Here is a 21,327-nt window from a genome sequence, read left to right as displayed (position 1 = left end):
CGAAGACGGCATCTTTGATTTGGTTCACTGCGTCCTCACAGGCGCCGCTTTTTCAGCACCAGCATCGCCAATGCTAGGCAGGCCACAGCCCCTGCTAGCGTCACCGCGTAGGCCGGCGCCAGCGACCAAAACGTTTTAGTGCCAGTCAATAGCGCTAAGTTGTCATTGGTTAGGCTCACTGGATTGAAGCGATGCACCGCTTTGAACATGTTCAGCAGCGTTAGGCCTAAATAGACCCCGGCGCCAAGCAAAAAACCGGTGAAACCACTTTTACTGAGGGTCGAGCCCAAAATGATGATAGCCAGCCACAACACGCCAAACCAGAGCAGCGGCCACAGCGCCAGCCAGGGATGCGGACTGAGGTCATCAGGAAAGTAGTAGGCGGTATAGGCGTAAGTGACACCAAAGGCCAGCAGCAGCGCCACCACCCACTGCAGTAGCGCCATGGTGTACTTAGCCATGATCACGGCATTACGCCGCAGCCCTTTTGCCACCAAAATCACCAAGGTGCCCTCATTCAATTCCCGACTGACGGTTCCGGAAGCCACAATCGCCAGCACAAAGAGGCCGATTTGAGTCATGTTCTTGTAGTATTGCTGCCAGGCCATCACACTGGTCGGCTTGGGCAGGGTAATGGTCATCCCCTGCCCAATGGACTTCAGTAGCGCCGGCGTCAGCTTCGCTACCAGCGGGGCTTCGATGCCAAACAACAAGAACACCAGCGCCAGCACCACGAGGCGATACCGGCGCCAAGCCAAAATAAGTTCATTTTGCAACATCAGCCAGTAACCCCTCATGCGATCACCTCCATGAACAGCTGCTCCAGGCTGGCTTTGATGGGATTGAACGCCGTGGGCATCAAATGCTGCGCCAGCAGTTGCCTCAATGCGGCCTGGGCATCGGTGGTAACGGTCACTTGGCTGGCCGTCGCCGCCCCGCCTAGCAGCGTTGCGGCAGCCTGCGCCTGAGCCTCATTGCTAAAGGTAAAGCGGGTGGCCGGTTGGGTATGCGCGGCCAACAAGGCTTGCAGCGGCCCTTGCATCTGCAGCTTACCCGCATGCAAAATCCCGACGTAATCACAAATCCGCTCCACGTCACTAAGAATATGGGTTGACAGCAAAATCGTCGTTTCATTGTGCACACTGGCCAGCAACGCCAAAAATTCGCGTCGGCCTGCAGGATCCAAGGCGGACGTCGGCTCATCGCACAGTAGCATGGCTGGCCGATCCAGTAACGCGCTAGCAATCCCGAGCCGCTGCTTCATGCCGCGAGAAAACCCGTGGACCCGGCGCCGCGTGTCCGGCAAACCGACAAGGTGCAGCATTTCGCCCACCCGCTCATGCAGGTGCGCGGTTTGGGTCAGCCGCCCGCACAGCGTCAAATACTCGCGGGCGCTGAGGTCGCCGTAATACGCCGGCACATCCGGCAGATAGCCGATGCCCTGGGTGTGGCCAAACTTCACCGGCTGACCAGTAAAAGTAATGGTGCCCGAGTCTAGTGGCTCCAGGCCTAAAATCAGGCGCATGGTGGTCGTTTTGCCGGCCCCATTTTCCCCGACAAAGCCATAAATGGCCCCTTGTGGCACATCTAAGTCCAGCCCCTTCAGCACCTGCTGGTTGCCGAATGCTTTACTGACCTTGGTTAATGTGAGTAAGCCCATCACTCCACCTCGCGGCCGGCGAAGAAATACAGCAACGGTCCAAACGGTTGCACGAAAATCACCAGCAATAGCCATAGGATGCGGTTACCGAACCGGTAATGCGGATGGCGCAGCACACTGATCACGCCGGTAATCGCCAGCACCAGCTCGATCAGCACCGCTGGAATCAGGAACGGCAAGTATTCTTTAATCAGCTCAAAGTCAGTCATGGGTAAGCTCCTTCAATTGCGCTTGCAGCGGTGCTAAGGCCGGCTGCTTGAAGACCGCTTGCAGCGCCGGATGCGTCAGCAGCAGTTGGGCGAGTTCCGCCTTCACATGCCCCGAGTTGCGCGGCGTCACGCCGGCGGTTTCGGTGGCTGCCAGCCAGTCATCGATTTGGTCAAAATAATCATCGCCATGCAGGGTCAAAGGTTCCGGCAAGGTCTGCAGCACTGGCAACAGCAGGTGTAACTGCTGGGCCACCTGGTCCGCTTGGTTGAGCGCCCCAAAGCCCACCGCGGCACTGCTCCAAAAGTTAATCGCCACGATTGGATTGAGCGTTGCCACCTTGAAGGCCTCAATCAGCGCCTGGCCGCGCTGGACCGTGGCCGTGAAGCGTTCAGGCGCGGCGATCGTCATCTGCAGGTAATTGGTTAACCCGCTCAACATCACCGCAACATTTTGATACAAACCGCTTTGAAGCGTCGCAATCGCTTGATCCACCTGCCCGAGTTGCTGATAAGCGCCGGCAATCAAGCTATCCGCCGGCATGACTTCCGGGGCGGTGGGGCCTAATTTGGCCAACACGGCTTGCGGCTGTTGCAACATCAAATCGCACATCGCCGCCAGCTTGGTTGCCTTGTCCAGTAGCGTTGGTGTCTGGGTGATGGTGGGTACATGGGCAAACAATGCCTGCGCTTCTTGGATGTAGGTAAGCCGATCGCCTGGCAGTAAGTCGCTGTGGTTAAGCAAGAGCAGCCCCATGCTCAGCACCAAATTGGGGCAAGCGTAGTAGCGATGAATGGTCGCCTCAATGGCCTGATACACGACCGCCGCCGACTCTTTGAGCAAGCGTGCCTGCAACTGGCGATATAATTGCGCTACTTCCGCATCGGAGAGCTGCGCCGAGTAGGCCAAGAGCTCATCCACCGTGATGTTGAAGAAGCTCGCGAGCAGCGGGAGTAGCGTGATGTCTGGATACGATTGCCCGGTTTCCCACTTCGAAACTGACGCTTTGGACACACCGAGAAAATCGGCGACCGCTTGCTGCGTCAGGCCAGCTGCTTTACGCTGGGCTAAAATGACAGTGCCAACATTGAGCATGACCTCACCTCCTGCTGTCATTGTAGCGAACAGCAAAGCGGACGCCAAGCGAGTGAATGTAAACTTGCGGGTAAATATGTCAACCAAACGGAAACCTATTTTAGCTGTCGTTGGTGACTCAACCACAAGGACCAAAATTGCCCCATCGTGATTAGCCAAAGCTAACTACGGTGGGGCAATTCACGCCTCGAGCTTCAATGCGGACTGACAAGACTGCTTGCGTGCTTGGGGGGTCACGACGAAAGCCGTGCCAGCCTCACTGAAGTCATCATGGGGCTTACGAGGGAGGTGTTATCTAGGGGAACAAACAGTCAAGGCTGGTTAACCCAAGGCCTCGACCGGCATCGAATACGCAGGCTTAATTGCTTGCCCCCTCAACACGCCGCCTTCAGCGCCCTAAATATTGCTTCTCGGCGGCCTGACGAGCAGCGACCGCATCACTAAAGCGAGCGAACATTTTGAGCAAGACATATTTGCCGTGGTAGCGCAGGCGTGCACACCACCGGCCAGTGGCGCGGTCATAGCTCACCCCAATCACGCCTGAACGATTGCGTTTGCCGCGATGCAGTGACGCGTAGGAAACGCCGTGTTGATCCTGCAAAGCCGCGGCGCCGCGTTGCTGCATGTCCATAAAAGCCGGATTAATCTCGGCCAGTCGCCGCAGGTTATCGCGCCGCAAGCAGCCACAGCTTCTCACGCTGCCGTGGCGCATGGCGTATGAGTCAACAGTCACGCGGTTCCCGCAGTCGCATTGGCACAGCCAGGCGGCATTGCCATTTTTTCTTTTGCCATCTCGATGCAACACCACCAGCCGGCCAAAGCGCTGACCCGTCAGATCGATGGTCGTGGGTGAATAACGGCGCTTTGTTTTTACAGCCAATTCCATTCCTTCTTTCTGGGTTATTGCGGCCCATCCACCAGTTGCCATTGAATTTCGCCTTGGTAGGCAACATCCGTTTGAATCCCAGCGTTGGGATCAACATGCAGGATCAGTTGATTCGTTTTCGCTAGTTGCACGGCAATCGTTCCTCTAGCGTTACCTTCATGCGTGTAAATTGGGGTCTCCTGACCGGCACTAATCGCGTGCTGCTCATTGCCGATTTTGGCGTCAAGCTGAGCAGTCGGCAAAATGGCCCCGGTCGCAGTGGTAAACGGCTTGCTCAAACTAGCTGTGATTTGCCAGTTGGACTTCATTTGTGGTGCCCGTGAATCCCAAACTGTGAAGGCTAAGTCGGCTGTTTTTGCGGGCAGATCAACAGGCTGATAGGGCAAATCAACGTTGTGGCCAAAAGTAAAATCAGCCGGACCGTTAACCAGTTTCAGCTCTGCCACCGGAATTTTGATGGCAATCGCGTTCGATACCAGTGAAACTGGCGCCGGTGCCGTCCCATTATCCGTTGGCACTGTCACCTTCCCGGATAAAGTGACCGGAGTGGCGGTCAGGGTTTGATCACTTAAATCATTCACCTGATAATCAAGACCAAGCTTGATGGTGTCACCGGCCTTCACCGCCTGCGGTAACGCAATTTTGGCTGTGCCAGCGCTGAAATTGGCGGTCATGCCGCTTTGCGGTTGGCCGTTGATCGTCACCGTTAAACTACCGGCCTGATAAGTCGTCCCAGTCGGGATTTGCAGTTGCAACGCTGCCTGCTCAAGGCTGGCAGTGCCGTCCGTGCCTGCCGTGATGGTGGTGGTGCTGTGAATTTGATTGCCAGCCAGCGCAGTAATCGTCTGACCGGTTTCTTGCGTAGCGGTATTCGTAACCTGACTGGTGAGGGCCATCTGCGGCAAATCAACCACTGCAATCAGCGGCGGATAGGCGTTTTGATCTGGATGGGCAAGATATTGGGTCGACGCCCATTGCGCCTGATCAGGCTCCGCGTCATCCACAATTTTCGTATCCAGTACATAACGTCCCGCCGGCAACCCCGCTAAGATCGCACTGGTAGCATGCGTTTGACTGTAATCGGGGCTATTCGTGATGGTTTGAAAGAGCATGTCTCCTCGTCCTGCCACCGGCGTCGCCTCAGCGAGGCTTTGGCCGGCTTTCAAGGCCAACACGCGGTAGCGAATTTCACCATGATCCAAATCCGGTGCTTGCCACCAACCTTTCATCGTAAAATCCGTGCCTTGGCTGATTGCCGTGCCAACCATGCCACCGCCATTTGGCAGGACCGTATTGGTCAAATTCGTCAGCTTCACCTGGCCATTGTTGCGGTGAGAATCAGTGACTTTCAAGGCCACAGGCGAGAGCTTAGTCCCTTCGCTGTCGGTACCAGAATAAACAACGGTTGTCGGTTGGTTATAACCGGTCGTTTTAAGCGGGGTATGCGTTAACTGGGCGCCGGTAGTGACGTTTTGCTTGGTGAAATAATTGACGACGCGATTAAATCGGTCCGCCGGTTGCGCCGCGAAAGTCCCAGCGCGATAGCCCAAGGTGACCGACCGCTGGTTGACTTGGCCGGGTAAATTGGCCGCCGACCCGTCCACCACTTCGGCCTGATCCTGATTCGTGTTCTCAGTGCCTTGATTGTCCGTTGGTGAAATATAGCTATTCCAGGTCTTCATGGTCGTAGTGGCGCGATTGCATGCCTCAAAACTACCATCTGGGTTTAAATTCGCATAAAGATACCCAGTGGGGGAAAGGCCAAAGAAGCTTGCGGCCCCTTCTTTGATATCATCGGCACCATAAAAATCGACGCTTAGTTGATGCTTCTTGTCAGGTGCCGGGGCAAAGTGTCCTTTCGTCAGTATCTTGTTAGGCGACGTGTCGTCAGGTTGCCCATCCACGGTCAACTTGGCGATATCCACGTCGATATTGAAGTTGACATAGACATGGTTCAAAGAAAACCCATCACTGACAATGCCTTGCAGCACCGCCAGCACACCCCAGTTAAGATTATGGCCATTGTGATCGCGCATGGTCAGGCGCAAGGTATGGGGACCGATTTTCTCGAAATTATCGCGTTGCAAAGGAAAGGTCGCTGACTTCACGGTTAACTTGGCCGTTGAAAAGTCCATGGCAGCCAAGACATCATCCGCGTTAATTCTGGATGGTAAGTTGACATGGGCCACAAAGCCAAAGCCAAAGGTCGCCGCGGTCACCAACTGCCCGCCCCCCATGCGAAGATCCAAATAGTCGGTCCAATCGATGTTAAGTTTGCCACCTAACCAAGGGTCAGTCGCACTGCCGCTTTGGTAAGTGGCTTTTAGCTGCGGCTGGGCCTGCGAATCCTGAACGACCCCTGCGCCGGTGTAGTTCGCCAAGCCGTAGACGTATTGCGGACGGATGGCGGCAGTGGGCGCCGTGGGATTAGTGCCAGCGTCAACGATTTGCCGCTGGTTGAGGCCAATCAGGACCCCCAACACCAAGCAACCCAGCACGACCGCCAGCCTGCGCGGATTTTTAATCGATTTAAGCATCGGCTTCACCTCCCTTGTGCCAAAGCAAACCAACGATTACCAGCACTTCGAGGCCCAGCACCAGCAGAAATTGGTCTGGCACCTCACCAGTGGCTGGCATTCTTGCCCGTTCGCTAGGGGCTGATGCCGACCGATATCCGGTTTTGATGGCAGGCTTGTGGCCTGGCGTTTGTGTGCCATGTGGAACTGGCGAAGAATCAATGAAGCTGATTGAGGCTGTTGATTCCCGCGTACTTGCCGCTACGGGTGCCGCTTGAAGCCCCGCTGTGGCGAATAAAATCAGCAAAATGACACCCCATAGCTTACTTCTCATCAGTTGTTCCCCCTGTTTGCTTTCGCCGATTCCGCCATAGTAACAGGATGATCACGAACAAGGCGAGAACCAGTAGCACCGCCAGCACGATCGCCATTGGACCAAATGCCGCCGGTTGTTCAATGAAGACTGACCGGCGATTGACCTGGCTGGCCTGCGTCGGGCTGACGGTAAATGACTGCGTAAACGACCATTTGTGTCCGCCTTTGGCAGTGGCGTGAATCACGGCCTGATAACGGCCTGCCGTGGCGCGGTGATTATCCAAGGCTAAATTCAGATTAAAGTGTGAATTTGGCGCCACCAAATAGGCATTGGAATGGTCGGTCATGAAGGGCTTTCCATTCTTGTAGAGCTTCGTTTTAAAGACCAAATCCCCAATAATTGTCGGGGCTGGGTTTTGAAACCGGAGCTGAACCGTTGGCCGTGAATTCACCGGCGCAATTTTGCCCCCTCGAAGCTTGAGCATTGGCGGCACCGCCGCGCGATTTTCTTGCAGAACAATCGCCACGTTGTATGCATAGCGGTTGATAATGCGCGCCCCCGCCTTCCCAGCCTTAGCCTGAGGTTTAGCCGCGATGGGCTCAACATGAATGCCGGCCAATACTTGGCCTTGAAACGCCTTTGCCGGTAGCTTCAGGCGAAGGGCGATGGTTTGCGTTTCTCCGGCCTTTAAAGTCACACTGTTTTGATCAAGCTGCATCACCGCCCGCGGATCGAACGGCAAAGTTGGATCTAGCGTGGGGTGGGCCTGCGAATAATCAATGGTGCCGCCATCACTCGTAACGGCTGGGTTGACACTCAAGGCAAACTTCCGCGTCTTTTTCGCCGCATTCGACACGGCAAACGAGACGGTTTGCGTTTGGCCGGGTTTCACCAGCAAATCAAAATAAGTGATGGCCGGGTCGATTTGGTTGCTAGGCAAAATCGCCTTCACGCCAAAATCACCCGGATTATCTTGGGCATGGACCTTCACCCCGAAGCCGGAAGTGCCTAGAATGATGGCGAATAGTGCCATCAATAAGCGTGTTCGCCGTTTCACATTCGTCGTTCCTTTCAAAAAAGGAGGAGGCAGACGCTGCTGACCTCCCCCAAATTCACGCTATTGGAAAACACAACCGAAGATTACGCAGTTGGGCCTTCATTCATGGTCCAGGTCAAAGTTGAGGTGTACGCGCCTTCACCAGGCGTAGGCACGGTCAATTCGATGTTGGCTGGATCGTATACTGACAGCCAGGTGCCGAGGCCTTGGCCTTTTGCCGCGCTGAAAATGGTCGTGGCGCTGGAAGCACTGCTCAGGTTCGCAATATTTTGTTGGGCCGGTGCTTTGCTCGTGTCGCCGGTTGCAGTTTTAACAGTCGCGTCCTTAAAGGCTAAACTCGCGCCTGCTAACTTGGCGCCGCTGGCGGCGGTAAAGTCACTCATTTGAACGGTGACATTCCAGCCTTGGGCTTGGCCATCGTTAGCCACCCCACGCCGATCAGAAACTTGCAGGTAAGGATTTTTGTTGACGCTGCCCTTGCTGGCGTCAGCGTTCAACGCATAGGTGTGGGAACCGGATTCGATTTCATGCGTCCCAAATGGTAGCACCGGTGCCACATCAAGGGTCAAAGCCCCGGTTTGCCCGGTAGCTGGATTTGTTGGATCCACTGGATCAACTGGCTTAGTCGGATCGGTAGGATTCACTGGATTAACGGCATTCGTTGGCTTGGTGAAAGTCACATCCCCAGTGGTGGTTGCGGTTGCCGCTGACACAACAGCCGGTGCGGTCAATGACAGTGCCATCAAACTGGCTGCGATTAACCCCAAACTCGTCTTCTTTGTCTTTCTCATTTTGGTTTACCCCTTCTTAAAATGAATTTGCGGGAGATGAAGGTTTCCCACTTGGCTTTAGTATAGGGGGTCGGCAATGATGATATTATTCGGTTTCTTTAGCCACTGCCCAAAAGCTTGAATAGTTTCTAAGGTCGGTCTGGCGGCTTTTACCCCGGCCTATCTTGTATAATTATGGTAACTATCATCAGCGGGAGGTGCCCCTTGGACTATCGAGACTTATTAGATAAACCGATGCAATTACAAGTTCAGATTTTGCGCGATATTTACGCCCAGACTCAGGGCCTATCCAAGCGCGCACTACTTGACAAATATCAACTTTCGCAGCCGACGTTAAAGGCCTACCTCAGCGAGCTGACGCATTTTTGCGCCGCACATTTTCCCGGGGCGCTCTCGCTGGTTGACGTTGACGGCCAATTGAAGCTCGTCAAAGCGACTTCGGTTGGGCTCCCCAACATTATTTACGCTTACCTCAAAAACGCTGATGCCTTCAAAATCCTTGCGCTTCTCCAGCAGCAAGGGAGGTTTACCTATCTGGAATTAGAAGAACAGCTCGCCATTAGCAGCGCCAGTATCTACCGGAAAATTGCCGACCTCAACCGAGTCCTGAAAGAATTCAAACTCTCGATTCAAAATGGCCAAATGCAAGGCAGCGAATGGCAAATTCGGTACTTCTATTACCAACTCACCATGCAGCTGGTACCTTTTGAACACCTCATTGACGGGATGAATGATCCCAAGATTTTGCGTGTGCTGGCTGATTTTGAAGCAGGCATGCACTTCTCACTGCCCCTCGCTGCCCGGACCAAGTTTTATACTTGGATGAAAATCACCTTGACCCGGTATCAAACTGGCCAGGTCGCCGACTTTAGGCAGAATGCGAATTTGCCGCAGTCACTGACGGGGGCGCCGTTTTACCGTCAGTTTCACCAGGTCTTGCGTACCATCGGCCCCAAAAACGACTTCCAGCGCACCGACCAAGATATCGCTGTCCTCTACCTGGCATCATTTTGCTTTGGCTTTTTGCCGGACTGTGCCGACCGCTATTTGGAATGGGCAGAAGGCGGCGATACAGTGAACTTTCCGTTTGGTGAAGCCTTGCACCGGACCAGCTCGTTCTTACTCAAGCATTATCGGATGGGCACTGTGTTGCTCGGAAATTTCCAAAAAATTCGCTATCTGCTCATCCAAAGCATTCTTCATTATGTCCTGTTTCAAGGATTCATCTATCCGTATAGTGATGAGCAGCTTGAGTCTGAGATCAATCGTCAGGCCAGTACCGAATTTGTCACGGTGGCAACCAGCTACCTCACCAAAATGGCGCCACTTTGGCGAAAAAGCGCCTTCTTACCTGAAAACCCGCTTTATCGTAACTTGACTTATCGTATCCAGGCCGCATTTCGCTATACCGACTTTTTAACGGATCAGACCTTAAAAGTCGGGCTGCGCTTTTTCACCGATTTACTCATTCAGGAGCTATTTTTGACCCTTTGGAGTCGCAAACTGAATCGCGACTTCTCTGTGCAGCTGGAGTTCTTTCAACCAAACACGAATTACGATTTGATTATTACCGATTACCTGCTCCCAACCGATGACAAAGCGCGCTGCTTTTTGATTTCTGAATTTGATAACGAAAATGATATTACGGCAATCAGGCGAATTTTAGCTGGCTTGTACGACCAGCGTAAATAGCCCCGCCCCTGCACCGTTAGGACGGTCGTTAGCTTTGTTCGCTTAAGCGTGTATAATTAGCCTCAATTTAAAAACCGAGGTTATCAGATGAGCCCAAAAATCGCCTTACTTCAAAATCAAATGCTAACCACTGACCGCCTGGTACTCCGGCCATTTCTTGTGGCCGACGCGCCGGAACTGCTTAAAATCGCCCAAGAACCAGCAAACACCGCCTTGAAATATAAAAATATTGATGACGCGTTGCTCGGTTTGGCCGATTACTGGATGGGCAAGCCACTGGGCAAATACGCCGTGACGCTGGCAGGCCAGTTCATTGGGGCGGTCGAGCTGCATTTAGATGCCGCCAATCTTAAGGCCGAAATCGGCTACGTCTTTAACCAAGACTATTGGCACCATGGCCATGCCACCGAAGCGGCCCAAGCACTGTGCGATTTGTGTTTTGATCAGCTCCAATTGCGCCGGGTGGAAGGGATGTTCGACGCCCGCAATCAGCGCTCGCAGCACGTCCTGCAACGACTAGGGATGGTGGAAGAAGGCCGGATTGTGAACGACTTTATTGAAGATGGCGTGTTTGTAACCACGGTGATAATGGCGAAAACGCGATAACGATATCCTAATCAATCAGAAGACCGCCAGTAACCTCGTGTATGGGGTCACTGGCGGTCTTGTTGCAATGCATACCGTCGGATAATCGTGTCGTTCGTAGGGTTGTGCCTGTCAGGTAATGGTTAGCTGACAATGATTTGCTAAATCCAGATAAGCATGCACCACATCGACTTGCTGAGTAGCAGAGCCGAAAAAAGCTTCTTTGTCCTTAAAGGTTATTATACTGACGCCATCATCCGCTGCCACACGCACTTCATCGGATTTTGATTGCTAGTGAGAAGCACGCTATTATTATACAAATTTACATTTAACAAACGTAGCGCAGTTTCATCACACGGTAGTGCCAAATTCTCAAAGACCATTTTCACTGTCTTAAATATCAACTTATGAAGCCCGGCCTGTTCGAAATCAAATTCGCCACCACTCAATAGTGTTGCTGCCTTCGACGAACTTGCTAATTTGTCGCCTTCACCGCCGCGCTCCCTTGATGCAAATAAACCGCGATTGAATCGCCACTTTTTCGTGCACTAGCATTCCCGCATGCACTTTAATCGTAAAAACAGCATCATTGGGGCACCCCTTAATCAGGCTAGATGGAATTGGATAAAAGTCGCTGTTTGCCTGATTAGTATTGATTTACTTCCATTGGTGACGACTTTCTTGTCGAATTTCAAGTACTTCATGGGTAACATCGCCAACGCTCACATTGATTACGCCGCCAACTAGACTGTTAATAAAACTTAGAATCTCACGTTTTATTTTATTCGTGCCCCCCTGCCTATACTCGATACTAGAATCCTCGTGATTTCTCATGTGATTCCCCTTCACCTCTCTTAGTAATGAAACCCAGTCTTCCTCGTGGCTCTATGATCTCTCTTGAATTGTCAAAAATTTTCAATTTCCGTGATTGGCACTAAAATTCGCCATGGCCGACTGAATTGTATATTTAAACGTACCATCATGAATATCCTCATATGGCATTGCTAACAATAGATAGCCACGCTCACGCGCAAAGTCCGCCTTAACCTTATCCTTCCAAACTTGGTATTCAAAGGTTTCTATATTTTGCTGCAAATATGGGACAAATTCATAATGTTGTTTTCCCTGCACCTCAATTAAAATTTTAAATTTGGTTAATTCAAAATCATACGGTAATTGAAATCCCGTTTTGGGATTTCGACAGTCTAAGGTCGCATATTGCGTCACAAAATCGACACGAAGATCAGTCAAGAAGGTCTTGACAGCAATTTCCCCCGAAGAAGTCGTTTCTGGACAATCGTGCTCAATTCGACCGACCCGCAAATCATCAAATAGACAGATGAAGTCCTCGTGACATCGCTCACATTCAACGATTAGTTGAGGTTTCATATATGTGCCCCGAACACCAATTAAGCGGCGGAGCATATGTTGCTGCTTTTCAAACTCAACTTGTAGAAAAGGCATTTTCGTCAGGCTTTCAGCTTGCATATCCGCTCTGATTTCCTCATTTTCTCTAGCAAGTGCATCCTGCCGCATTTTTCTTCGATGATCTGCCCTTTCTTTATGCTGCACTCGGGGTATATATGTCCAATAATCAGATGAGTGGTGAGAAAACCACTCAATCACAGGGTCACGAGAGTATGAGTGAATAACATACTCCATCAAATACTTTAACGTATATATCGCAAGTTTCTTGCCTCTGGCATTCACAGTTTTAGCCGCATCACGGTTAATATGTGAACAATAGGTGCACGTGAGCGCCTTCCAATGTCCTGGACGACCACAAATCAAACAAAGTTTTAATGGGGTTGTTTGTCGATTTTGTTTCACTTTTTCTCTAACACTCGAATTATTTTTTCTAGTTGATTTTTTGGGCGAATTGGCTTTCTTCTTTCTTTTGGATTGTGATTTTTTGCTGGCGCGCTTTTTTGGTCTATTACTCAATTCTTCCATGTTTTTCATAGCCAAGTATCCTCCACAAACTTGTGATGACTCTCCCAAATAAGGCAGGTGAAGCTTCAACTCATGTCCTAGATTAACATGAGTATTAACAATCACCACGTCAAACCGATGGTATCGATTCTCTGTCCCGTCATCAATAGATTATGCAACCCAATCTGATTCTTCCCTCAGCCTTTACATATTTCTTAGTTCTACCGGGCTTGAAGTCACTCACTTCATCATTTCGTCACACCTGCATGCTAAGCTCTTAATCGTATTCAGGAGGCGGTTAAATGCGGGTTATGACGTTATGGCTAGTCGGATTAGGGTTCAGCGCGGGGCTGGCGGCGGTGACAGCCTTATTTTTGACAGTCGAAAATCAACTCACAGCAGTGCTCTGGGCCGGCAACATCTGGTGGCGCGAGCTTTTGGTGATTGCCTTTGGCGCTGGGTTACTTTGGCTGATGCGGCGGCGTTGGCCAGCACTGCCGGCCAACGCGCAAAGTGCAATGAAGCGACTCAAAACAGGCCAGTTATCAACGCCTCGAGAATTAGGGGCGGAATTGGCCATCACGATGATCATTCTCGTGGCCGGAGCTGGTGTGGGACCGGAAGCCGCGCTCACCGCCGCGATCGTTGCGGCTTCAGTTTGGGTCGCCGATAAGCTGCGTTACCTGTACTTTAACTTTGCAGCCTGGCGCCGGGCGCCTTGGCGTCTGCTTCATCCCACCGCCTATCTAGTGCCTTATGACCCCGAAGCCCTGCCGGAAAAGCGCACCCTTAAACATGTCATGATGGCGTCATTGATCATCAATGGCCTCGTGGTGGCCAAGTTTTTGCTCCAACAGTGGCATCAGCCGCAACTGCGCATGGTGCTGGGCACTAGTGCTTGGAACTGGCAACAACTCTGGGTGCTGGCCTTAGCGTTAGGCGTGGCCCTGCTTTATCAGCAGCTGGATTGCCGCCTGCAAACTGGGTTAGCGAAGATTAAGCTACCGCTTTGGGGTCAGGTCGCCGTTGGTGCAGGGTTTATTTTTCTGGTCGCCCAAGTGGAGCCAGCCTTGCTGTTTTCTGGCCAGCACAGCGTGGCCTGGCTCTTAACCATGCAACACGCGGCGCCTTGGCTACTGACGCTACTCGCGGTGCTCAAGCTGGTCTTTATGCGGTTGTGCCTGAACTTCGGCTGGCGCGGTGGGGATCTATTTCCACTGCTGTTCGTCGGCCTGACGCAAGGTTTTGCCCTAGCCGCGTGGTTGCCACAAGTCGACACCATGCTGACAGTAGCGGTAACGGCGACCGCCATGATGGCCGTGCTGGGGCACCATCCTGCATTGGCAGCAGTGATGGTGGCGTTATTTTGCCCCTTGACGTTGCTACCAGCGATCGCCTTGGCCGCGGCGGCAGTGATGCTGGGACAAAAAATGCAGCAAAAGCGGGCAACCGATTAAGCTGTCATCAGTCTTAGGCCTGGGCCAGCTTCAGTTCGTAATACCGTGAATCGCGATCCGGGAAAGCATACTGACCGCCAAGTTGCTCACGCGTGATGCGCACAAACCCCCTGCCGCTCATAAAAGTGATGGGACCGATGCTCATTTTCTGGTGTGTCGAGCACGATGCGCTTGAGCCCTTGCGCCTGAGCATCGTTCAAAAAAGTGGCATACAACTCTTGGCCTAAACGATGAGGCTGGCCGCGAAATTCGGGATACGTAAAGAACTTCTTTAGCACAGCAGTCTCTTCATTCAGCGGCAACAAGGCAATACAGCCTACCAGCCGCTCGTCGGCGCTAGCGCCCCAAAACTCGCCGCCGCGCCGGCGATAGTAGGCATCGATTTGGAAAATATCGTCTTGCTCAGCCATAGCGATGGCCAGCTTGGCCTCAAGGTTTTGACAGTAGTTAATCAGATCGACGAGCTCGGCAGTGTGGTGCGCTGTTTGCGTCAGTGGTTGAATCTTCATGATTGTCCTCCTCAGTTAGAACAACTTTGAGTATAATAGTCAAAAGCCATTCAATAAAATTGAACTTTTCAAACTCATCATTCAAATTATTCGAACGGAGGCCGCTCTTGAATCTCAAATATCTGCTGACGGTGCAAACCGTCGCTAAGCTCGCTAGCTTTCAGCTGGCCGCCGTCCAGTTAAATTATGCCCAGTCGACCATTACTTTCCAGGTCCACCAAGTCGAACGCGAGCTTGGTGCCACCTTGTTTGTGCGCAACGGCCGCAAGGTGCAGTTGACCGTTGCGGGCCAAGCGGCGCTGCCGTTGATCGAGCGGCTCCTTCAAGATAGCGAGGCCTTAACCGCTGCGGCCCATCCAGACGCGCTCTCTGGGCCACTGGTCATTGGGGTTCCGGAAACGCTGCTGACGTACAAACTGCAGCCCGTTTTGCGCGCCTTCAAACAGCGCGCGCCTCAGGTCACCCTCAGCTTGCGCGTGCTCAACTGTTACGACTTATATGCCCAGATGGTGGCCGGCACCCTCGATATCGCCCTACACTACAACGTGCGCGACTATCCGGCCGGTTATCAGGTCACGACCCTTGCAGAATATCCCATCAGTGTCGTGGCGGCCCCTGAGCTTGCCGCCACTATCGACCTCATCACCCCGCACCAGACGCAGGCAATTGGCCAAATTGAAAACGATCGGCGCGCCCAGTACCAGGAGTTCTTCACCGCCTACTTAGCTGCCAATGGCATTCACCTGGCGCCAGCAATGGAACTGTGGAGCTTGGAAACTGTCAAGCAAAGTGTCGCTAGTGGCCTTGGCCTGGCCGTGCTACCGACTTTTTGCGTGGCGAATGAATTAACCAGCGGCGCGCTAAGCGCTGTGCCGACCAAGATGACGACGAAGACCCTAACCGCAATGATGTCAGTGCGCAGGCCAACGCCAGCCGCCACCCTCTTTGCCCAGCTGGTTCAACAGCACCTCCAAGCCGAGGCCTGACGCTGCTCGCAAGGTCGGCTGTCGCTGCATTAAATTTGTTATATAATCGAGCTGGCAATTCTTCCTGAAAGCAGGTCAATTCATGACATCCATCCAAGCACAAGTTTTTGCCAATCGGCAGCCGGACTGGTCGCAGCTAGCGGCCTATGGCTTCCAAGACAGCGGCACCAACTGGACTTACACCACGCCATTGGTCGGCACGTTGCAACTAACGGTCACCCTTCACGGCGATGCCGTCACGACCACGGTCATCGACGGCGATAGTGGCGCGCCTTATGTGCTCCACCTCGATCCCGCCAACTCAGGCTTATTCGTCGGTCAAGTGCGTGGTGCTTATCTCACCGTGCTAGAAGACATCGCGGCCAAATGCTTTACCTCAACGACTTTTGCCTCCGGTCAAAGCGCCGCCATCGTTGCTGCGCTCGCGGCCAAGTACAACGAAACGCTGGAATTTCTTTGGCAGAGGTTCCCCACCAATGCCATCATTCGCCGTGCGGACAACCGCAAATGGTACGCCTTGTTGGTTAAGGTCGCCGCTGACAAAGCAGGCCTGGCTGGCAGCGAGTTAGTAGATTTACTGATTGTCCGTGCGGAGCCGTCGACCATTGCCGCCAAACTTCAAGCCGGCACGGCACTGCCGGCTTATCACATGAACAAACAACACTGGCTCTCCTACCGGCTCGACCAACAAATGCCGCTGGCTGACCTCATGGCGGCCATTGAGGCCAGTCGCAAGCTGGCGTGAGCTAATACAACTTAAGCAAATTGGGAGGTTCTCATGACCATTCTCTTTCTAATCTTAATTGGTTTGCTCGGAGTGCTTCACCTCGGCATCATGGGCTTAGAGCTGTGGGCTGCACCGCAGACGCAAGCCGAGGCCTTTGCGATGCCTTTAGCCTTTGTCAAACAGGCCCCGGCCCGCACGGCCTTGATGAACCAAGGTATTTACAACGGCGCGCTCGGTGCCATGTTTCTATTCACCTTTTTGCTAGCAGACAATCCCACCACTTGGTTGGTGCGGATGGCACTGGCTGGGTTTGTCTTAGTGGTCGGTTTAGTCGGTGGCTTCACCGCGACCAAGAAAATCTTCTTGATTCAATGTTTACCGGCTGTCATTACGCTGCTCATTGGGGTGCTTGCAAGGTAAAGGGCAAAGTGGCAACCGTTTTGTTCAAAAGGCCATCCCGCCGGGGAGTGGCCTTTTTTTGCCTCGCTAGCGCATACTTTCATGTTATATAATGGTCGTGGAGACAGGCACTATCACTTTGAATTGGGTTGGAAATGAGGGTAACAATGAACAAGCTGAGAAGTCGAAACTGGCCCGTTTTTTTGAGTGTACTGCTATTATCAATCATCATCCTGTTAACTGGCTGCGGCGCCAGACAAGCCAGCGGGCCAGAAGATGACCCGACGAAAACCGTGAAAGTTGATGGCACCAGCATTTCCCCAATCACGGCGACGCAAAAAAAGTTCAACCGTGAACTGTTGAAGCTGTATCCTAATCTCAAACCGGCGATGAGCAAAGATCCACGTCCGCGCTTGTACGTCATCCCCGAGCTGAAGACGACCAAAACGCTCAAGATGAATGCCAAATCAACGGTGGGCATCAGCAAGAAAATGGATCCGCAGGGGTTAGCCATCACACCTAAGTATGTGATTATTTCGGCGTATAGCCGCGATAAGCAATATCACTCGGTGCTTTTCCTGTTGAGTAAGAAAACCGGCCGCTACCTCAAAACCATTGTCTTACCGCGTAATTCCCACGTTGGCGGCCTTGCCTACGACACGAAGTATCACCGGTTGTGGGTGACCACCGAAACAACTGCCCAACAGGCCTCGCTATCGGCTTACAATTTGGCCACCCTGAAAAAAGCCGACTTTGCGCGCCACCACCGCGCCACGAAGTTTGACCAGATTGTGACCTTACCGCAACTCAAGCGGGCTTCCTACGCCACCTATTACGGCGGCAAAATCCTAGTGGGCTATTTTGATCAAGGCGGTCAAGGCAGTCTGATGGCTTATCCTGTTAACCAGAACGGCCTGCCCGACACCACTCAAGCCGCCGCCACCCAACTGCGCGGGGCGCATAACTACACCACTGTCAATCGCCTGCAAGGTGTCAGTGTCACCGCTAATCAGCTGCTGTTTTCCCAGTCATTTGGGCAGCAATCATCGAAGCTCATCAGCTTCGACAATGATGGTAGCAAAACCTGGATTGATTTTGACGCTGATGACGTGGTGAAATCCGCTACCCTACCGCCTTACATGGAACAAACCGCGGTGGATGGTGACGATATTTATGTTCTCTTCGAATCAGCAGCAGAGAAATACCGGCATGTCGACCTCGATTTCCACGCCGATAGGGTAGTGAAGCTAGATCTTAAGCCACTGTTGAAATAAGCGTGGCATCAAAAAGGCAGCAATCTTCATCTTCGAGGATTGCTGCCTTTATTTAGGCTCAGGCACTCAGCGTGACAGTCCAGCAATTTTTAGGCTGATTGGCACACAATTGTCCTTTATGCGCCATTTATCAATCTTTTGTCTCGTTTGAGACGTTTCGCCGCCAAGCAATTCTACCCCGGTCGTATCTTCTGTCCTATGCTAAAGCCATCTTTTAACGGAGGCATGATCATGACAGAAGCAATCAAGATCCACGTTTTGCACACCGGGTTAGTCAAAGTTGACAAAGCCCTGCCTTTTCACGGCTTATATCGCAACCCATTAGCCTTCACCGGCCTTTTTCGCTCTGAAAAAAACCAGGTGACATTGCCGGTCTCAAGCTACTTGATTGAGCACCCGAAAGGTCTAATCTTAATTGACACCGGCTGGAACAAGCAGGTGCGTACCAGCAACTGGCGGGAATTAGGCCTGCAAGTGCAAATTAATACTGGCTATTTGCCAACGGGTTGGGCCATTGACGAACGCTTGAATGCTTTAGGCTATCAGCCTGAAGATCTCGATTACGTTTTACTCAGCCACCTCCATTGCGACCATGTCAGCGGGCTAAAACACGTGGCCAAAGCGAAGAAAATATTAGTGTCTGAACCGGAATGGCGCGCAGGGAATCATTTACCGCTGGTTTATTTACCAAATGAGTGGCGGGGCGTCAATGTCCAAACCTACCAATATGCAAAGTCCGGGATTGGCCCCACCGGCGAATCCTTTGATGTTTTTGGCGACGGTAGTGTCTTGCAGATTCACACGGCGGGCCATGCGTCAGGCATGTCGGCCACGATGGTGCGTGGTCGCGATGGTCGTTACGTCTTGTTAGCCGCCGACGTGGGCTATGCCAGCCGCTCGTGGGAAGAAATGTTGACGCCTGGCATCTGCACCAGCCGAAAAGCGGCGATTACCAGTCTCGGCTGGGTCCGAGAAATGGCCCATGATACTCACTGTATCGAAGCGCTGGCCAATCATGATCCTAACACTGACCCGCACACCATCAGTCTTGCTTATTAAGGACCATTTTCATCAATTGATTCATAAAATGGGAAATGGCCTCAGGCTCACCGTGTTGCAGCGCCCAACTAATCGCCGTTAGTGCCGTCGTCGCATACAAGGTCACTGCAAAATCTTCTGGAATCAATAAACCCATTTTTGACACCAGCGTCTGCGCGTGCCGAGCCAAACTATGAAGATAGCGATTGCTGAGATCGCCATCTTTTTCGTGTACTTGCAGCAGGCAAGTGATTGTTGCCGCATCGACTCGCAGTTGTTGATAAAGCATCAGCAAGGGCGCGTCCTCTGCCAGTCCCGCCACCCGTTGATCAAGGAGCTGATCGAACTTGGTGGCCTGCTGAGCGACCATCGCCTCAAGGAGCGCGTACTTATCCGGGTAATGATGATAAAACGTGCTTCGCCCGACTAAGGCTTGCTCGCAAATATCATTGACGGTAATTTCGTTGAATCGCTTAGCTTGCAGACAAGCAATTAACCCAGCTTGAATATCACGCTGACTTTTAAACTTCCGTAAATCGGTCATTAATGCCTCCAGTGATGACGTTCGCTTACCAAGTTGCCAAAACCTATTTTACAACGCCATTGTTGCGTGATTCAATTTTGGCTCCGCGCTAGGGCCCTAGTGACATGCCAGAGCGGCCTTAATTCGATTGTTTTAGGCACCAACATCGCAAAGCTGTTCACACTGTCGGTAATCGTGCCCAGACCAGTTGATTCAGGTGCCGTCGATAGCCGATTACGCGTCAGCAGCAGTCCGTTCTGCGCAAAAAAGAGGCAACCTCAAATCAGCTGAGATTGCCTCTATATTCAATCGATCAAAAGCGACTGGTCAGCGGGCTGGTTACTGCCGAATGACCGCATGCGCACTGCTCCAAAGTGAACCCGGATTAAGGTAATGCGGGTATAAAGCCAACATTTTGGCATACAACGCTTCTGCCGTGGTTGCCTCAGCCGCCAGTCGATTAAAGTCAATAATGTATTGGATGGTTTGGTCAATAATTGCTGGATCATCCTTGTTTTCTGGATTTTTATGTCCTGCCACCACAAACTGCGGGTGCAAGGTTTTCAAATGTTCGTTGACTTTAATCCAATTATTGCGGGCGTGCAAGGTGGTTTCCTGCATGTAGGCATGAATGCCGTTATAAGTCGCATCCCCCGCCACAATCAGTTTCAACTCTGGCACCCAGAGGCTCGTGGTGTCATGGGTATCCGTGAAACCATTCTGAATAATCTCGATGCGATGGCCATCCAGCTCAAAGGCCGAGTCAACCACCTCGTCAACGCCAACAATCGGGCTGGGTAAATTCCCCGGGAACAGGGCTTCCCAGGTTCCGGCGATGTTGCCTGGTGTCATTACTGCTGGAATACCATCAGCAGTGGCTTGGGTGCCAATGATGGTCGCCCCAGGAAAGGCTGCTTTAATCATCCCGGCCCCGAAAAAGTGATCAGCGTGCGCATGGGTCAGGTAAATGTATTTCACGTTGATGTGATGCGCCTTGATCCAATCAATCAACTCTTGATTGGCTGAACGCGTCATATAAGTATCGACCAATACCGCATTTTGTTCATCTGCGATTAGTGTGGCCGTGTTCGACACCCATTGGAGCGCCTTTGTCTCTTCCGGTACTCCGCGGGTAACCCCATCACGCCGATTATTCAGCACATCATATTTTAAACCACTCATTGTTCAAACTCCTATCTCGCCTTTGCGGCGCTACCTTTCATCCCAGATCTCAGCGCTGGTCATTGCACTTCAAGCTTGCGCGTATTGGCCACTAACGCGTCAACCATTACTTGTTTGCCTGAACCGAGCAACTCATTAGCCGTGCGATCCCATTGCAATAAACAGTCCTGTGCAATGGGGAGCCATTCCCCAGCTCGGGGGCCTAAGTCGACTTGGGTCGTCCGGCCTTTAGTAGTTAATTGGACCAGCCAGTGTTTGGCCAAGGTTTGGACCATTCTAGAGATGCTTGAGCGCTCGTAGCCTAACGCAGCAGCAAGTGCCGTGATGCTTTGGGGATGCGCGTCTTCTAACGTCAGCATGATATAACTGTAGGCTGGCTTCATCCCAGTAGGGGCAAAAGCGGTGTCGGCATGACGTTCAACGGCGCGCATGTACTTCGCAGCTGTGAAGTAGGCGCACGACTCCTGAAAATGATGTGCCATTAATATCATCTCT

General features: G+C 52.3%; 21 protein-coding genes and 1 pseudogene. 8 read left to right on the top strand and 14 right to left on the bottom strand.

Features of this window, described 5'->3' with window-relative positions; translation table 11 throughout:
• Window positions 1–35: 35 nt before the first annotated feature.
• The 9 genes from JUF11_RS04385 to JUF11_RS04345 form a co-directional block, all read right to left on the bottom strand.
• The gene (locus tag JUF11_RS04385) at window positions 36–797 is read right to left on the bottom strand and encodes an ABC transporter permease (RefSeq protein WP_204118508.1); all 762 of its coding nucleotides are present in this window, start codon (window positions 795–797) and stop codon (window positions 36–38) included.
• Entirely contained in the window at window positions 794–1,660 is an 867-nt protein-coding gene (locus tag JUF11_RS04380; RefSeq protein ID WP_204118507.1) for an ABC transporter ATP-binding protein, read from the bottom strand. Before JUF11_RS04380 ends, JUF11_RS04385 begins: the two co-directional genes overlap by 4 nt.
• Window positions 1,660–1,869 (bottom strand): PLD nuclease N-terminal domain-containing protein, encoded by a 210-nt coding sequence (locus tag JUF11_RS04375; RefSeq protein WP_204118506.1) that lies wholly within the window; start codon window positions 1,867–1,869, stop codon window positions 1,660–1,662. The genes JUF11_RS04380 and JUF11_RS04375 overlap by 1 nt, the downstream gene beginning before the upstream one ends.
• Window positions 1,862–2,962, bottom strand: coding sequence for a helix-turn-helix domain-containing protein (locus JUF11_RS04370; protein WP_204118505.1), 1,101 nt, complete (start codon window positions 2,960–2,962; stop codon window positions 1,862–1,864). Before JUF11_RS04370 ends, JUF11_RS04375 begins: the two co-directional genes overlap by 8 nt.
• A gap of 388 nt (window positions 2,963–3,350) precedes the next feature.
• Complete coding sequence (locus JUF11_RS04365) at window positions 3,351–3,842, bottom strand: AP2 domain-containing protein (protein WP_236000436.1); 492 nt, start codon at window positions 3,840–3,842, stop codon at window positions 3,351–3,353.
• A 20-nt stretch (window positions 3,843–3,862) separates the two neighbouring features.
• A complete protein-coding gene (locus JUF11_RS04360; protein WP_204118503.1) occupies window positions 3,863–6,385 on the bottom strand; it encodes a hypothetical protein in 2,523 nt (840 codons plus the stop codon).
• On the bottom strand, window positions 6,378–6,698 hold the full coding sequence (locus JUF11_RS04355; protein ID WP_204118502.1) for a hypothetical protein: 321 nt from the start codon (window positions 6,696–6,698) through the stop codon (window positions 6,378–6,380). Before JUF11_RS04355 ends, JUF11_RS04360 begins: the two co-directional genes overlap by 8 nt.
• A complete protein-coding gene (locus JUF11_RS04350; protein WP_236000435.1) occupies window positions 6,688–7,737 on the bottom strand; it encodes a WxLIP family cell surface protein in 1,050 nt (349 codons plus the stop codon). Before JUF11_RS04350 ends, JUF11_RS04355 begins: the two co-directional genes overlap by 11 nt.
• Before the next feature lie 83 nt (window positions 7,738–7,820).
• Window positions 7,821–8,528 (bottom strand): WxL domain-containing protein, encoded by a 708-nt coding sequence (locus JUF11_RS04345; RefSeq protein WP_236000433.1) that lies wholly within the window; start codon window positions 8,526–8,528, stop codon window positions 7,821–7,823.
• 204 nt (window positions 8,529–8,732) lie between these two features.
• Here JUF11_RS04345 and JUF11_RS04340 point away from each other — a divergent pair, with 204 nt between their 5' ends.
• Both JUF11_RS04340 and JUF11_RS04335 read left to right on the top strand, forming a co-directional pair.
• Window positions 8,733–10,220, top strand: coding sequence for an AcpB/EbpR/MafR family transcriptional regulator (locus JUF11_RS04340; protein WP_204118501.1), 1,488 nt, complete (start codon window positions 8,733–8,735; stop codon window positions 10,218–10,220).
• An 87-nt stretch (window positions 10,221–10,307) separates the two neighbouring features.
• Window positions 10,308–10,826: a GNAT family N-acetyltransferase gene (locus JUF11_RS04335; RefSeq protein WP_204118500.1), complete on the top strand. Its 519-nt coding sequence runs from the start codon at window positions 10,308–10,310 to the stop codon at window positions 10,824–10,826.
• Between the two features lie 894 nt (window positions 10,827–11,720).
• On the opposite strand, the gene JUF11_RS04330 is transcribed toward JUF11_RS04335, so the two are convergent.
• Complete coding sequence (locus tag JUF11_RS04330) at window positions 11,721–12,767, bottom strand: hypothetical protein (RefSeq protein ID WP_204118499.1); 1,047 nt, start codon at window positions 12,765–12,767, stop codon at window positions 11,721–11,723.
• 272 nt (window positions 12,768–13,039) lie between these two features.
• Here JUF11_RS04330 and JUF11_RS04325 point away from each other — a divergent pair, with 272 nt between their 5' ends.
• Window positions 13,040–14,194 (top strand): chloride channel protein, encoded by a 1,155-nt coding sequence (locus JUF11_RS04325; RefSeq protein WP_131470624.1) that lies wholly within the window; start codon window positions 13,040–13,042, stop codon window positions 14,192–14,194.
• 13 nt (window positions 14,195–14,207) lie between these two features.
• Here JUF11_RS04325 and JUF11_RS04320 read toward each other — a convergent pair.
• Window positions 14,208–14,703 (bottom strand): annotated as a pseudogene (locus JUF11_RS04320) (GNAT family N-acetyltransferase).
• A 107-nt stretch (window positions 14,704–14,810) separates the two neighbouring features.
• On the opposite strand from JUF11_RS04320, the gene JUF11_RS04315 reads away from it, so the two are divergent.
• From JUF11_RS04315 to JUF11_RS04295, 5 genes are all read left to right on the top strand, one after another.
• A complete protein-coding gene (locus JUF11_RS04315) occupies window positions 14,811–15,689 on the top strand; it encodes a LysR family transcriptional regulator (protein ID WP_204118498.1) in 879 nt (292 codons plus the stop codon).
• An 82-nt stretch (window positions 15,690–15,771) separates the two neighbouring features.
• Window positions 15,772–16,434: an MmcQ/YjbR family DNA-binding protein gene (locus JUF11_RS04310; RefSeq protein WP_204118497.1), complete on the top strand. Its 663-nt coding sequence runs from the start codon at window positions 15,772–15,774 to the stop codon at window positions 16,432–16,434.
• 33 nt (window positions 16,435–16,467) lie between these two features.
• A complete protein-coding gene (locus tag JUF11_RS04305; protein WP_204118496.1) occupies window positions 16,468–16,836 on the top strand; it encodes a DUF1304 domain-containing protein in 369 nt (122 codons plus the stop codon).
• A gap of 146 nt (window positions 16,837–16,982) precedes the next feature.
• Window positions 16,983–18,089 (top strand): hypothetical protein, encoded by a 1,107-nt coding sequence (locus JUF11_RS04300; RefSeq protein WP_204118495.1) that lies wholly within the window; start codon window positions 16,983–16,985, stop codon window positions 18,087–18,089.
• 231 nt (window positions 18,090–18,320) lie between these two features.
• Complete coding sequence (locus JUF11_RS04295; RefSeq protein ID WP_236000429.1) at window positions 18,321–19,148, top strand: N-acyl homoserine lactonase family protein; 828 nt, start codon at window positions 18,321–18,323, stop codon at window positions 19,146–19,148.
• Here the strand turns inward: JUF11_RS04295 and JUF11_RS04290 are convergent.
• From JUF11_RS04290 to JUF11_RS04280, 3 genes are all read right to left on the bottom strand, one after another.
• Entirely contained in the window at window positions 19,132–19,671 is a 540-nt protein-coding gene (locus tag JUF11_RS04290; protein WP_204118494.1) for a TetR/AcrR family transcriptional regulator, read from the bottom strand. The genes JUF11_RS04295 and JUF11_RS04290 overlap by 17 nt on opposite strands.
• A 318-nt stretch (window positions 19,672–19,989) precedes the next feature.
• Window positions 19,990–20,832 (bottom strand): MBL fold metallo-hydrolase, encoded by an 843-nt coding sequence (locus JUF11_RS04285; protein WP_204118493.1) that lies wholly within the window; start codon window positions 20,830–20,832, stop codon window positions 19,990–19,992.
• Window positions 20,833–20,891: 59 nt separating this feature from the next.
• Entirely contained in the window at window positions 20,892–21,314 is a 423-nt protein-coding gene (locus tag JUF11_RS04280; protein WP_204118492.1) for a MarR family winged helix-turn-helix transcriptional regulator, read from the bottom strand.
• Window positions 21,315–21,327: the final 13 nt, after the last annotated feature.

This window comes from Lacticaseibacillus suilingensis (assembly GCF_016861845.1).
GTDB lineage: Bacteria > Bacillota > Bacilli > Lactobacillales > Lactobacillaceae > Lacticaseibacillus > Lacticaseibacillus suilingensis.
This window is presented reverse-complemented; position numbering and strand designations above follow the sequence as displayed.

Coding starts and splice junctions, on each gene's coding strand:
- JUF11_RS04330 (WP_204118499.1), bottom strand. CDS start 12,767: ATGAAAAACATGGAAGAATTGAGTAATAGACCAAAAAAGCGCGCCAGC.
- JUF11_RS04295 (WP_236000429.1), top strand. CDS start 18,321: ATGACAGAAGCAATCAAGATCCACGTTTTGCACACCGGGTTAGTCAAA.
- JUF11_RS04385 (WP_204118508.1), bottom strand. CDS start 797: ATGAGGGGTTACTGGCTGATGTTGCAAAATGAACTTATTTTGGCTTGG.
- JUF11_RS04280 (WP_204118492.1), bottom strand. CDS start 21,314: ATGGCACATCATTTTCAGGAGTCGTGCGCCTACTTCACAGCTGCGAAG.
- JUF11_RS04300 (WP_204118495.1), top strand. CDS start 16,983: ATGAACAAGCTGAGAAGTCGAAACTGGCCCGTTTTTTTGAGTGTACTG.
- JUF11_RS04370 (WP_204118505.1), bottom strand. CDS start 2,962: ATGCTCAATGTTGGCACTGTCATTTTAGCCCAGCGTAAAGCAGCTGGC.
- JUF11_RS04380 (WP_204118507.1), bottom strand. CDS start 1,660: ATGGGCTTACTCACATTAACCAAGGTCAGTAAAGCATTCGGCAACCAG.
- JUF11_RS04290 (WP_204118494.1), bottom strand. CDS start 19,671: ATGACCGATTTACGGAAGTTTAAAAGTCAGCGTGATATTCAAGCTGGG.
- JUF11_RS04375 (WP_204118506.1), bottom strand. CDS start 1,869: ATGACTGACTTTGAGCTGATTAAAGAATACTTGCCGTTCCTGATTCCA.
- JUF11_RS04360 (WP_204118503.1), bottom strand. CDS start 6,385: ATGCTTAAATCGATTAAAAATCCGCGCAGGCTGGCGGTCGTGCTGGGT.
- JUF11_RS04305 (WP_204118496.1), top strand. CDS start 16,468: ATGACCATTCTCTTTCTAATCTTAATTGGTTTGCTCGGAGTGCTTCAC.
- JUF11_RS04345 (WP_236000433.1), bottom strand. CDS start 8,528: ATGAGAAAGACAAAGAAGACGAGTTTGGGGTTAATCGCAGCCAGTTTG.
- JUF11_RS04285 (WP_204118493.1), bottom strand. CDS start 20,832: ATGAGTGGTTTAAAATATGATGTGCTGAATAATCGGCGTGATGGGGTT.
- JUF11_RS04355 (WP_204118502.1), bottom strand. CDS start 6,698: ATGAGAAGTAAGCTATGGGGTGTCATTTTGCTGATTTTATTCGCCACA.
- JUF11_RS04310 (WP_204118497.1), top strand. CDS start 15,772: ATGACATCCATCCAAGCACAAGTTTTTGCCAATCGGCAGCCGGACTGG.
- JUF11_RS04335 (WP_204118500.1), top strand. CDS start 10,308: ATGAGCCCAAAAATCGCCTTACTTCAAAATCAAATGCTAACCACTGAC.
- JUF11_RS04325 (WP_131470624.1), top strand. CDS start 13,040: ATGCGGGTTATGACGTTATGGCTAGTCGGATTAGGGTTCAGCGCGGGG.